This is a genomic window from Xylanibacter ruminicola Ga6B6, assembly GCF_000687715.1.
GTDB lineage: Bacteria > Bacteroidota > Bacteroidia > Bacteroidales > Bacteroidaceae > Prevotella > Prevotella ruminicola_B.
The window spans coordinates 16,003-28,241 of sequence record NZ_JHXD01000030.1 but is presented as its reverse complement, the minus strand read 5'-3'; the positions used below and the strand labels follow the sequence as shown (position 1 = coordinate 28,241).

At 50.3% G+C, this 12,239-nt stretch carries 10 protein-coding genes and 1 pseudogene; 7 read left to right on the top strand and 4 right to left on the bottom strand.

Annotated features, from left to right (window positions below; all coding sequences use genetic code 11):
* Positions 1-249: pseudogene (locus tag T500_RS17200) on the top strand (hypothetical protein); the annotation flags it as partial.
* A gap of 93 nt (positions 250-342) precedes the next feature.
* The gene (locus T500_RS0113535) at positions 343-2,772 is read left to right on the top strand and encodes an ATP-dependent helicase (protein WP_028908557.1); all 2,430 of its coding nucleotides are present in this window, start codon (positions 343-345) and stop codon (positions 2,770-2,772) included.
* Positions 2,773-2,798: 26 nt separating this feature from the next.
* Here the strand turns inward: T500_RS0113535 and T500_RS0113530 are convergent, their stop codons facing one another.
* From T500_RS0113530 to recQ, 4 genes are all read right to left on the bottom strand, one after another.
* Positions 2,799-2,930, bottom strand: a complete 132-nt coding sequence (locus T500_RS0113530; RefSeq protein WP_028908556.1) for a hypothetical protein — start codon at positions 2,928-2,930, stop codon at positions 2,799-2,801.
* Between the two features lie 6 nt (positions 2,931-2,936).
* Positions 2,937-4,397 (bottom strand): DUF4270 domain-containing protein, encoded by a 1,461-nt coding sequence (locus tag T500_RS0113525; protein WP_028908555.1) that lies wholly within the window; start codon positions 4,395-4,397, stop codon positions 2,937-2,939.
* A gap of 27 nt (positions 4,398-4,424) precedes the next feature.
* A complete protein-coding gene (locus tag T500_RS0113520) occupies positions 4,425-5,240 on the bottom strand; it encodes a glycogen/starch synthase (protein WP_028908554.1) in 816 nt (271 codons plus the stop codon).
* A 146-nt stretch (positions 5,241-5,386) separates the two neighbouring features.
* The gene (gene recQ, locus T500_RS0113515; protein WP_028908553.1) at positions 5,387-7,210 is read right to left on the bottom strand and encodes a DNA helicase RecQ; all 1,824 of its coding nucleotides are present in this window, start codon (positions 7,208-7,210) and stop codon (positions 5,387-5,389) included.
* A 120-nt stretch (positions 7,211-7,330) separates the two neighbouring features.
* On the opposite strand from recQ, the gene T500_RS0113510 reads away from it, so the two are divergent.
* From T500_RS0113510 to T500_RS0113490, 5 genes are all read left to right on the top strand, one after another.
* On the top strand, positions 7,331-7,804 hold the full coding sequence (locus tag T500_RS0113510) for a helix-turn-helix domain-containing protein (RefSeq protein WP_028908552.1): 474 nt from the start codon (positions 7,331-7,333) through the stop codon (positions 7,802-7,804).
* A 44-nt stretch (positions 7,805-7,848) separates the two neighbouring features.
* The gene (locus T500_RS0113505; RefSeq protein ID WP_230580917.1) at positions 7,849-9,756 is read left to right on the top strand and encodes a dipeptidyl peptidase 3; all 1,908 of its coding nucleotides are present in this window, start codon (positions 7,849-7,851) and stop codon (positions 9,754-9,756) included.
* Positions 9,757-9,782: 26 nt separating this feature from the next.
* On the top strand, positions 9,783-10,397 hold the full coding sequence (locus T500_RS0113500) for a DNA alkylation repair protein (RefSeq protein ID WP_028908550.1): 615 nt from the start codon (positions 9,783-9,785) through the stop codon (positions 10,395-10,397).
* Between the two features lie 62 nt (positions 10,398-10,459).
* Positions 10,460-10,969, top strand: a complete 510-nt coding sequence (locus T500_RS0113495) for a Fur family transcriptional regulator (RefSeq protein WP_028908549.1) — start codon at positions 10,460-10,462, stop codon at positions 10,967-10,969.
* The gene (locus T500_RS0113490) at positions 10,966-12,237 is read left to right on the top strand and encodes an adenylosuccinate synthase (RefSeq protein WP_028908548.1); all 1,272 of its coding nucleotides are present in this window, start codon (positions 10,966-10,968) and stop codon (positions 12,235-12,237) included. Before T500_RS0113495 ends, T500_RS0113490 begins: the two co-directional genes overlap by 4 nt.
* The last annotated feature ends 2 nt before the right edge of the window (positions 12,238-12,239 follow it).

The window sequence follows — 12,239 nt, the reverse complement described above, 5'->3', positions numbered from 1 at the left end:
GCTGGCAGTAACCACCTTACGGGGTGTGCGGTGGATATCAGGGTGTTGGGTGCTGAGCAGTTAATACGCTATGCTAACATACTGCTGGATTACGCGGATGAGAGCGGTCAGGACTTTGACGAGCTACTGATTGAAAAGCGCTCGGCTTTGCCGCTTGGCTCGTCCAAGAATCGCTACGGTGCCATGTGGCTGCATTTTGCGGTAAGGCCGTTTAGTAATCGGAGAAAGGTAAATATTATGAATGTCTAAAATCGAGTCGGGAGCATAAAAAAGATTGAAAATCTTTTGTTCTGCTCTCGACTTTTTCGTATCTTTGCATCTGCAATACAAGAAAAGATAAGAATGAGCATTGATATACTACGCGAACTAAATGACAGTCAGCGCGTTGCAGTGGAGTACTGCGACGGTGCAAGTCTGGTGATTGCTGGTGCAGGATCGGGCAAAACACGTGTGCTGACGTATAAGATTGCCTGGCTGCTGGAACAGGGTATGAAGCCCTGGCAGATACTGGCGCTGACGTTTACCAACAAGGCGGCCCGCGAGATGAAGGACCGTATAGGCCGACTGGTAGGCGAGGAGCAGGCTCGCTACCTGCAGATGGGCACCTTCCACAGTGTGTTTGCACGCATACTGAGGGCCGAAGCGGATAAGATAGGCTACAATGCGAACTTTACGATTTACGACCAGACGGATGCACGATCGCTGGTAAAGACCATCATCAAAGAGATGGGACTGGACGACAAGGTGTACAAGCCATCATCGGTAGCTGACCGTATATCGCTGGCCAAAAACCACTTGCTGTTGCCACAGGCGTACCAACAGAGTGCCTGGGCTGCTGATGATGAAAACCAGAAGCGCCCGCAGGTGGCCAATATATATATAAGGTATGCGGAGCGGTGCCGACAGGCGAATGCGATGGACTTTGACGACCTGCTGGTGCAGACGTGGGTGCTGTTCGGGAAGAACGAGGAGGTAAGACAGAAATACGTAGAGAAATTCGGGTTTGTGCTGGTGGATGAGTATCAGGACACGAACTACGCGCAGCAGCAGATAGTGTATCAGCTTACCAAGGAGCGACAGAAGGTGTGCGTGGTGGGCGACGATGCGCAGAGCATCTACAGCTTTCGTGGTGCCAACATTGATAACATCCTGAATTTCCAAAGCCAGTATAACAATGCCAAGCTGTTTAAGCTGGAGCAGAACTACCGATCTACACAGCTGATTGTGCAGGCGGCCAACTCGCTGATACGTCGCAACGAGCGACAGATACCGAAGAACGTGTTCTCGAAAAACGAGCATGGAGAAAAACTGCAGCTGAAGCCTGCCTACAGCGACCGTGAGGAGGCACTGATAGTGACACAGGACATTAAGAAGCTGAAACGACAGGACAACTGCAACTGGAGCGACTTTGCCATACTGTACCGCACTAACTCGCAAAGCCGAAGCTTTGAGGAGCAGATGCGCAAGGACGGCATTCCGTACCGCATTTACGGCGGACTGAGCTTTTACCAGCGCAAGGAAATCAAGGATGTGATAGCTTACTTCCGCCTGATAGCCAACCCGGATGATGAGGAGGCGTTTAAGCGCATTATCAACTACCCGGCGCGCGGCATTGGCGACACCACGGTGGGCAAAATCATACAAACGGCGCAGGCTTACGGCGTAAGTTTGTGGCGGGTGATCAAGGACCCAGTGCTGTTCCCGATGGACGTGAGCAAGGGCACGATGACGAAGATACAGAACTTCCGCCAGCTGATAGAGGGGTGGATTGAGCGTCTGCAAACGGAGGATGCCTACACGCTGGGCCACGATATCATTATGAACTCGGGCATCAGCAAGGATATCTACAGCGGACGCAACCCTGAGGACATTTCGCGACAGGAGAACCTGGAGGAGTTCCTGGGCGGTATGCAGGACTTTGTAGAGAGCCGTCGCGAGGAGGATATGGGCGACGAGGTGTATCTGCCCGACTTCCTGCAGGAGGTGGCGCTGCTGACGGATCTGGACAGCGACGATGGCGACAGTAACGATAAGGTGGTGCTGATGACGGTACACGCCGCCAAGGGACTGGAGTTCCCAACGGTGTTTGTGGTGGGACTGGAAGAGAACATCTTCCCAAGTCCGATGTGTACCAATTCGATGCGCGAGCTGGAGGAGGAGCGACGTCTGCTGTACGTGGCCATCACACGTGCGGAGAAGCACTGCATACTGACTTGTGCGCAGAACCGATTCCGCTACGGACGTATGGAGTACGACACACCATCGCGCTTTATACGTGATATCGACCCCGAACTGCTGCAGGTACACAGCGAGGCGGGTGGGGCAGGCAGCTTTGGTGCGCCCCAGCGCAAGGCTTACAACCGCTACGACGGCGGGGCTTACGGCACTGGTACCACGGGTGGTTACAGCCGTAGCAGCAGATATGAGAGCGAGGGTCCGGAGTGGATGCAGAACCCGCGTCCGGTGGCCACGCAGTTCAAGGCCGACCCGAAGCCGAGAGCGGTGGCTCCACGACAGCCCGAAAAGCCCGTGAACCCGTTTGGCGCCAACTTTAAACGTGTATATAACGCAGTGGCACCACGACCTATGGCCAGTGACCCGAGTGCGAGCGAACTGCGCGAGGGGGTACGCATAGAGCACATGCGCTTTGGTGTGGGTACGGTGGTACGTATTGAGGGTACCGGCGAGAACACCAAGGCTACGGTAGAATTTACCAATGCTGGTACCAAGCAGCTGCTGCTGAAATTTGCTAAGTTTAAAATTTTAAGTTAAGACTGCCGCACGGCGGAGATAAAAAATTAGAGCGCCTCGTCATCGGGGCGCTCTATTTGTCTTTTACCGGCTTTCGGCAGATGCTTCTTCTTACGGATCCAAGCCGCCTTGCGGGCTTCGTAATCCTCGTGATGCTTCTCTAAAAATCCGTCGGCCATAACTGTTTACTGCTTAAATTTGGCATAGATTACCTTTACCTCGATAGGCGAGTTAGCGCCACCAACAAGCTTGGTACTTGAGAGTCCGAGCTGGTTGTGAATATCCGAGATGGTAGTGGTGCTATAGCCGTAGCTATCGTAAGATGTCTTGCTGGTGGTAGCAACAGGTACCAGAATCACCTTGTTCCAATCGGGGTGCTTGGCCTCCCAGGCAGCATCGCTCTTCAAGCCCTCGGCCTTCTGGCGTGCCATCTGTGTAATCAGGTTACCAATATTACTAAAGGTGTAAGCATTGGTGCTGAGTGTGGCCATAAATGATGTGGTGTAATCGTACATGGTTTTGTTTTCGAAGAACGAGTACAGGCTATCCTTCTGCACCATCAGAATAGTCTGTGGGGTGCCGATGGGGAACTTGGTGTTCTGTACGCCGCTGTTCTCGCGCTCGAAAGTAACGCTTACCGACAGCAGTGAGTCGCTGGCGTGAGCCTGCGAGATATCGTCGACAGGCAGGGTTACCTCGGTAAAGATGCCGGCAGGCGACTTGAGGTAAGTGCAGCTGTTGTCGGCCACCAGGCGCTCGAGTGCTGCCTTATCGTTCTCGATATGTGAAGTCTGTAATACCTCGGGCGTTGACGACAGATAGATATTAGCTGTGTAAGTAGAGTCGTCCTCCGTAAAGCGGAACTGCGAAACCAGGTCGATCTGCTTGATATTGGCCATCACGCCCAGACCGTCTGCCACCTCGAAGTTAAAGCCAGGAACCAATGTGTGAATAAAGGTATAGGCATTCTTGAACTTCTCGGGGTTTGAATAATACTGGCGCATGATATAAGTGCCAAAGTTATTATAGGTTTTACCGTCCTTATCGGTATAAGGATCGTTGAGCGAAATGCTTGCAAACTCGGCGTAACCTGATGTGCTGCGAAGACTATCGGAATAGTGCAGGTTTGAGAGTGCGAACGACGAACTCTTGTTAACACCGTCCTTACGTACATAGCCCTCGACAACGGGGTCGAAATTGCTGTAGTACGAACCATCCTCGACGGGCACTGCCAGCTCCTGCACCTTTACCTTAAGTGGTGTGAGCGAGTCGCCGTAGCACTTGGTACGATCGAAGATGAGCCAGATCTCGCACGAGTCGGCAGCGATATCGCCATCGCTCTTGCCAACAATGGTACTCTTATCGGGCAGTGAAAAGCCTTCGAGCATATTGAACTGAGCCATAAACTCGTTCTTGACGTACGAGTTGGTCTCAGGATCCTTTACCTTTCCGAAATAGCAATCAAAGGTTTTTGAATACACCGAATCGGCCATGATGGAACGTGATGTAGCCTGGTACACACCAGTAGAGAACACCATCTTATCGCTCTCGTTGGTAATCGACGAGCCGATAGTTTCGGTATCCTCGCTACAAGATGCCATCGCCATTGCGGTGATTGCAATCGCTGTAAACAATCTTAGTTTCATGTATCGTTGTTTTGGACTTTATTTCTCTTACTTGGCCTCGTCGGCATACAGCGACTCGTAGAATGCCTCGTAGGCATCGCCAAAGTCTTCGTGATAACCGAGCAGTGGCTTGTTCTTAGCAGCTGCATATTCGCTCAGCACCTTGCTGGCATCGGGCACTGCCTCGATAACACCATCGCTATAGTCGATAGCCAACTTGCCTAACTCGTCGAAGTCGAATGTATCCTTATATTCGGTCAGCAACTCGGGCTTGGCATCGCGGAACTCCATGAACTGCTTGAAGTCGGAACCGAAATCCTTCTCGATGCTCTTATTGTAGAGCGAGGTAACAACCTTGGTCTCGGCAAACGAGGGCTCGTCGCGATAGGCGGTCTTTACATAGAAAGGCACTACGCCTGCCATCCAACCCTGACAGTGGATGATATCGGGCACCCAGCGCAGCTTCTTAACGGTTTCGAGCACACCACGTGCGAAGAAAATAGCACGCTCGCCATTGTCGTCGTACTCTACACCCTGCTCGTCGCGCTCGATCAGACGCTTACCAAAGTAATCGTCGTTATCGATGAAATACACCTGCACACGGGCAGACTGGATTGAGGCAACCTTGATGATAAGAGGGTGATCGGTGTCGTTAATGATAAGGTTCATACCCGAAAGTCGGATGACTTCGTGTAGCTGACCACGACGCTCATTAATATTACCCCACTTTGGCATGAAGGTACGAATCTCGTGACTGCGTTCCTGCATAACCTTTGGAAGGTTCTTTCCCATGAGTGACAATGCATTGTCGGGGACGTAAGGAGTGATCTCCTGATTGATAAATAGTATCTTCTTTTTAGCCATCTTTGGATGATTTTACCATGCAAAGGTACTAATATTTTTGCACAAAAATGCGAATATGTGCTCGTTTTTAGCAAAAATTAGGCACTTTATGCCCCTTTTTTTAGTTTCTTTGTCGCTTTTAATATAAATAAGGTGTAAAATCGCCCTTAAACGTACTTTTGGATGAGCGATACAAAACGCTCGCCATACTTGCCTTTTTTATGCTCGCCGATACCCTGGATGTTGCCAAACTGAGCCAGCGAGGTGGGCTTGATAGTGGCCAGCGAATGAAGCACCTTATCGCTGAAAACGATGTAAGGTGGGAAGCCCTCTTCTTCGGCACACTGCTTGCGCAGCTGACGGAGGGCTTCGAACAGTTTGGGATCCTCGATACCGGTGGTTGGCGGCAGACCGGGGATGGTGATGGTGGGTATCTCCAAACGCAGCTTGGGTTTCTTCTTGGGTGCCTCCTTGGCGCTATGATCTACCACACACAGCTGGGCCGTTTTACGACCGTAAAGCACATCTTCGCCAATGGCAGTTACCTTTACCTTGTTGCCATCGTTGTAGGCTATCTCGATAAAGCCCATCTGCAGCATCTGTAGCAGATAGTCCTGCCAGTCGGTCAGACTCAGGTCGTGACCCACACCGAAGGTTTTCAGGCGGTCGAATCCCTGGCGCATCACAGCAGGCGAGCGCATGCCTTTCAGTATCTCGATGATGGTTGAGATGCGGATATCCTCGTTGGCACGTTTGGCAGCGCTCAGGGCCATCTGCACATAACGGGTTCCATCAAAGCGCTGGGGTGGGTTGTCGCACACGTCGCAGTTGCCGCAGTCGTGATCAGTCTGCTCACTAAAATAATTCAGCAGAATGCGGCGTCGGCACACGTTCGATTCGGCGTATTCCTGCATGCGTTTCAGCTTATCCATATTCACATCCTGCTGCCCGCTCTGACGGGCAAACTCCGTGAGCTGGATGATATCGGCCAGCGAATAGAACAGCACGGTATCGGCTGGGGCGCCATCACGTCCGGCACGACCAATCTCCTGATAAAAACTCTCGATGCTCTTGGGCATGTTGTAATGGATTACCCAGCGCACGTTGCTCTTATCGATACCCATACCAAAGGCGATGGTGGCACACACCACCAGCAGCTGGTCGTTCTTGAACTGCTCTTGCGTCTGACTGCGTTCTAACGACGACAAGCCGGCATGATAGGCGGCGGCATTGATGCCCTTTTTACGCAGGTCGGCAGCTACCTTCTCGGTAGATTTACGGCTCAGGCAATAGATGATGCCCGCATCGTTGGGGCGCGCCTTGATGAAGTTGAGAATAAAGTGCATTTTCTCGGCCGATTTGTAGCCTCTTTTTACCGACAAACTGAGGTTAGGACGATCGAAACTAGATATGAACTCGCGCGCGTTCCTTAATTTAAGTTGCGAAAGAATATCCTGTCGGGTAATCTTATCGGCGGTGGCCGTTAAGGCCATCATGGGCACGTTGGGAAATTTTTCGCGAAGCACACCCAACTGGGTATATTCGGGGCGGAAATCGTGCCCCCACTGACTGATGCAGTGCGCCTCGTCGATGGCAAAAAGTGATATCTGCAGATGCTGCATGAAATAGTCCATCTCGGCCAGCAGTTTTTCGGGCGAGATATACAGCAGTTTTATCTGTCCAGCTAAGCATTTCCGACGAATCACGGTATCCAGCGTAGGGTCGTTTCCGCTGTTCAGGGCTTCGGCCTCGATACCATTCGAACGGAGCGTTTCAACCTGGTCCTTCATCAAGCTGATTAACGGCGAGATAACGATGGTGATGCCAGGGAGCGCCAAAGCAGGAATCTGGTAGCAAATACTTTTACCGCCACCCGTAGGCATGAGCACCAACGCATCGTTGCCAGCAATCACATGCCGGATGATTTCTTCCTGGTTCTGGCGGAAGGAAGAATAGCCGAAATATTGTCGTAATATGCCAAAAATATCCATAATTTTTCAATTTTTCGGCAAAGGTAATACTTTTTTTGCAAATTTTCGGCATTTGTCTTTGTTAAATGAAAAAAACTTTTTATCTTTGCACAACGTTAAAAATAAAGGTCAAAAAAGCAAATGGCAAAGTACAACATTATTGAAAAGAAAGAGAAGGCAGCAGCTTACAGAAGTTTGGTAAGCCCAAAAATGATGGACGAGATGCAGGAAAAAATCATGAACATCATCGTCATGCAGAAGAAGTATCGCGACAAGGATTATTCGGCAAAGAAACTTGCCGAGGACTTAGGCACAAACACACGTTACATCTCTGCTGTGGTAAACGTTCGTTTCCACATGAACTATACTTCATTTGTAAATAAGTATAGAATCGACGAGGCGATGAGTATTCTGGTTGACAAGCGTTATCAGGATTTACGTATGGAAGAGGTGAGTGACATGGTAGGTTTTGCCAACCGCCAGTCGTTCTACGCTTCGTTCTATCGCGTCATGGGCATGACTCCACGCGATTACCGCATTGAGCACCTGGAGCAGCACCCAACTATGAAGGTAACAAACGTAAAACGTGGTCGTAAACCCAAAAATGCCAAATAAGCGTGGGATTTAACTATCAAGACGAGCGTTTTGCTGACCTGCAAATGCTCCGTTATCGTTTGAACGGGTTTGAAAAGCTATCGTTACAGCAGAAAAAGTTAGTTTACTACCTGTCGAAAGCAACGCTGTTCGGACGAGACATTACATTTGATCAGTTTGGAAAATACAACCTCCGCATCCGCAAGATGTTGGAGGTTGTATATGTTGATATGAATATGCCGCACGACAACGATGACTTCAAGGCCCTTGAGGTATATCTGAAGCGTGTGTGGTTCTCAAGTGGTATTCACCATCACTATGGTTGCGAAAAGTTCAAGCCGGGCTTCTCGGCCGAGTATCTGCGCGACGCATTGCATCAGGTTGAAGCATGCAAGCTGCCGCTGAAATCGGGCGAGACCATCGACGAGATGTGCGACGAACTCTTCCCCGTAATCTTCGACGAAGAGGTGATGCCCAAACGTGTGAATCAGGCCGACGGCGAGGATCTGCTGTTGACATCGGCCATGAACTTCTACGATGGTGTGACGCAGGCCGAGGCCGAAGCTTTTTACGAGCAGCAGAAGCAGCAGAACAAAATGCACGACACACCGCCTTCGTACGGTTTGAACTCGACGCTGGTAAAGGAGAACGGCGAGGTGAAAGAGCTGGTGTGGAAAGCCGACGGCAAGTATGGCAACACCATCCGACACATTATATATTGGTTAAGAAAAGCCTACGATGTGGCCGAGAACGATAATCAGAGATCAAGCATCACCTTGCTGATTATGTATTATCTGACAGGCGACTTGCAGTTCTTTAATCATTATTGTATTGAATGGCTGCAGGATAAGGAGTCGAAAATCGACTTTATCAACGGATTTATCGAGGTGTATGGCGACCCATTAGGACTGAAAGGTTCGTGGGAAGGCCTGGTGGAGTATATCGACGAAGAGGCCACTCATCGCACACAGACCATCAGCCAGAACGCCCAGTGGTTCGAGGATCACTCGCCCGTAGATGCCCGCTTCCGCAAGCCTGTAGTAAAGGGCGTATCGGCCAACGTGATTTGTGCCGCTATGCTGGGTGGCGACGAATATCCCGCTACGGCCATCGGTATTAACCTGCCAAACGCCGATTGGATTCGCGCTGCTTACGGCAGTAAGAGCATTACCATCAGCAATATTACCGATGCGTATAACAAGGCTTCGAAGGGCAGCGGTTTCAAGGAGGAGTTTGTGAGCGACGAAGAGACACTGCGCCTGATAGAGAAATACGGCGACGTGTGCGACGATCTGCATACCGACCTGCACGAGTGCCTGGGTCATGGTAGCGGACAGCTGTTGCCAGGCGTTGATCCCGATGCGTTGAAGGCTTACAGCAGCACGATAGAGGAGGCGAGAGCCGACCTGTTCGGACTGTACTATATAGCCGACAAGAAGCTGGTGGAGTTAGGCTTGGTACCCGATGAAGAGGCATATAAGTCGCAGTATTATACCTATATGATGAACGGCTTGATGACGCAGCTGATACGTATCACCCCAGGCAACCAGCTGGAGGAGGCGCACATGCGTAACCGCGCGCTGATAGCCCATTGGTGCTACGAGAACGGCGACGTTATCAAACTGGTGAAGCGCGAGGGTAAGACCTACGTTGAAATCAGCGATTATGCCGAGCTGCGCACACTGATTGCCCGCTTGCTGGCTGAGATTCAGCGTATTAAGAGCGAGGGCGACTACGAGGCTGCCCGCGACCTGGTGGAGCGTTATGCCGTGAAGGTAGATGCTGAGTTGCACGCTGAGGTATTAGACAGATACAAGAAGCTGAACCTGGCACCTTACAAGGGCTTTATCAATCCGCAGCTGATGCCCGTTTACGATGAAAACGGCGAAATAAGCGACATTACGGTAAGCTACAGCGAGAGTTATGCCCACCAGATGCTGCGCTACAGCGCGGAATACGGTACGTTGATTTAAATTGATAATTGAAAATTGATAATTGAATGGATTTAAACCAACAGATAAAAGAGATTAAGCAATCATTCCGCCTGATGATGGACGGAATGGTTGCTGCTTCTATGCGCAACAAAGGCGCCAACTACAAACTGAACTGGGGCGCCACACTGCCACGATTGAAGGCCAAGGCCGATGAAATCGGTAAGAACTACGACTTAGCGATTGCACTTTGGAAGGAGAACGTGCGCGAATGCAAGATACTGGCCACCATGCTGATGCCAGCCGACAAGATGCTGCCAGAGGTGGTAGATATATGGATGGAACAAACTGATAGTCAGGAAATTGCAGAGCAAGCTTCATTTAATTTATATCAGTATCTGCCTTATGCTGCCGACAAGGCTTACACCTGGATGGCATCGGATAAGGAGCTGTATCAGCTGTGCGGATTCCATATTCTGTCGCGCCTGTTTATGAACAAACAGGAGCCCAACGAGCGTGGCATCAACGAGTTTATCGATCAGGCTCTGGCTGCCCTCGAAGGCAACAGCTTGATGGTGAAGAAAGCTGCCATGAATGCCATGATTAGATTTGCAGAAATTGGATTAGTATACGAACGTCTTGCAAAAAGTGCATTAAAAAGGGCTAATTTAGAATTTTTTTAAATAAAGTTTCTTTTATCTGCCCGAAAATGCGTACCTTTGTGCGGTTTTCTTGATAGATTCAGATGAAAGAAAGTGTAATTGTGGCCGTAGAAAGGCTTTTGGACAACTATCTTGAGATGAACAATCATCGCAAGACACCTGAGCGATATACCATCCTCAGAGCCATCTACAGCATCAACGGGCACTTTACACTCGAGGAACTGAAAGCCCGACTGACACAGGAGATGGATTTCCCCGTTAGCAGGGCTACCTTATATAATACGCTGAATCTGTTTATGTCGCTCCGACTGGTAGTCAGGCACCGTTTTCAAGGCTCGACCAAATACGAGGCCTGCTACGACAACCAAAGTCATTGTCATCAGATTTGCACCATGTGCGGTAAGGTTACTGAGGTTAAATCGCCTGAGATCATAGCTGCTGTGGAGAATATGCATCTGAAACGATTCAGAAAAGACGGCTTTACGCTGTATGTTTACGGCGTGTGCAGTACCTGTCAGACCAAGATGACAAAGCGCAAGAAGACAACAACCGCGAAAGAGAAAAGTAACAACAAGAATAAAACTGAAAAATGAACAAAGGTAAAGTTGATGTCCTGCTGGGCTTGCAGTGGGGCGACGAAGGAAAAGGTAAGGTGGTCGACGTGCTGACCCCTAAGTACGATGTGGTTGCCCGTTTTCAGGGTGGTCCTAACGCTGGTCATACACTGGAGTTTGAGGGTCAGAAGTATGTGCTTCGCTCAATCCCTTCAGGTATTTTCCAGGGCGACAAGGTAAACATTATCGGTAATGGTGTAGTGCTGGCTCCAGACTTGTTTATGGAAGAGGCCAAGGCACTCGAGGCAAGCGGACACGAGCTGCGTAGCCGTCTGCACATCTCAAAGAAAGCCCATCTTATCATGCCTACCCACCGTGTGCTGGATGCCGCATACGAGGCTCAGAAGGGTAAGGATAAGGTAGGTACTACCGGTAAGGGTATCGGTCCTACTTATACCGACAAGGTAAGCCGTACTGGTTTGCGTGTTGGTGATATCCTTGAGAACTTTGAGGAGAAGTACGCTAAGGCCAAGGCCCGTCACGAGGCTATCCTGAAGTCGCTCAACTTTGAGTACGACATCACCGAGGTAGAGAAGAAGTGGCTGGAGGGTATCGAGTACCTGCGTCAGTTCCCCATCGTAGATTCAGAGCACGAGCTGAACAACCTGTTGAAGAGCGGTAAGAGCGTGCTGTGCGAGGGTGCCCAGGGTACTATGCTCGACGTCGACTTCGGTTCGTATCCTTTCGTTACATCATCTAACACCATCTGCGCTGGTGCTTGCACTGGTCTGGGTATCGGTCCCAACAAGATTGGCGATGTTTATGGTATCATGAAGGCCTACTGCACACGTGTGGGTGCTGGTCCATTCCCCACAGAGCTGTTCGACGAGACAGGTAAGAAGATTCGCGACCTGGGTCACGAATACGGTGCTGTTACAGGTCGTGAGCGTCGTTGCGGTTGGATCGACCTGGTAGCCCTGAAGTACTCTATCATGGTGAACGGTGTTACCCAGCTGATTATGATGAAGAGCGACGTGCTGGATGGTTTCGACACCATCAAGGCTTGCGTAGCTTACAAGCAGAATGGACAGGAGATCGATTACTTCCCATACAACATCGAGGATGGTATCGAGCCCGTATATCAGGAGCTGCCAGGCTGGAAGACCGACATGACCAAGTTTACCAGCGAGGATCAGTTCCCCAAAGAGTTCAACGATTACATCAAATTCCTCGAGGCTCAGTTAGAGACTCCTATCAAGATCATCTCTATCGGCCCCGACCGCGATCAAACAATTGTAAGAAAGTAATA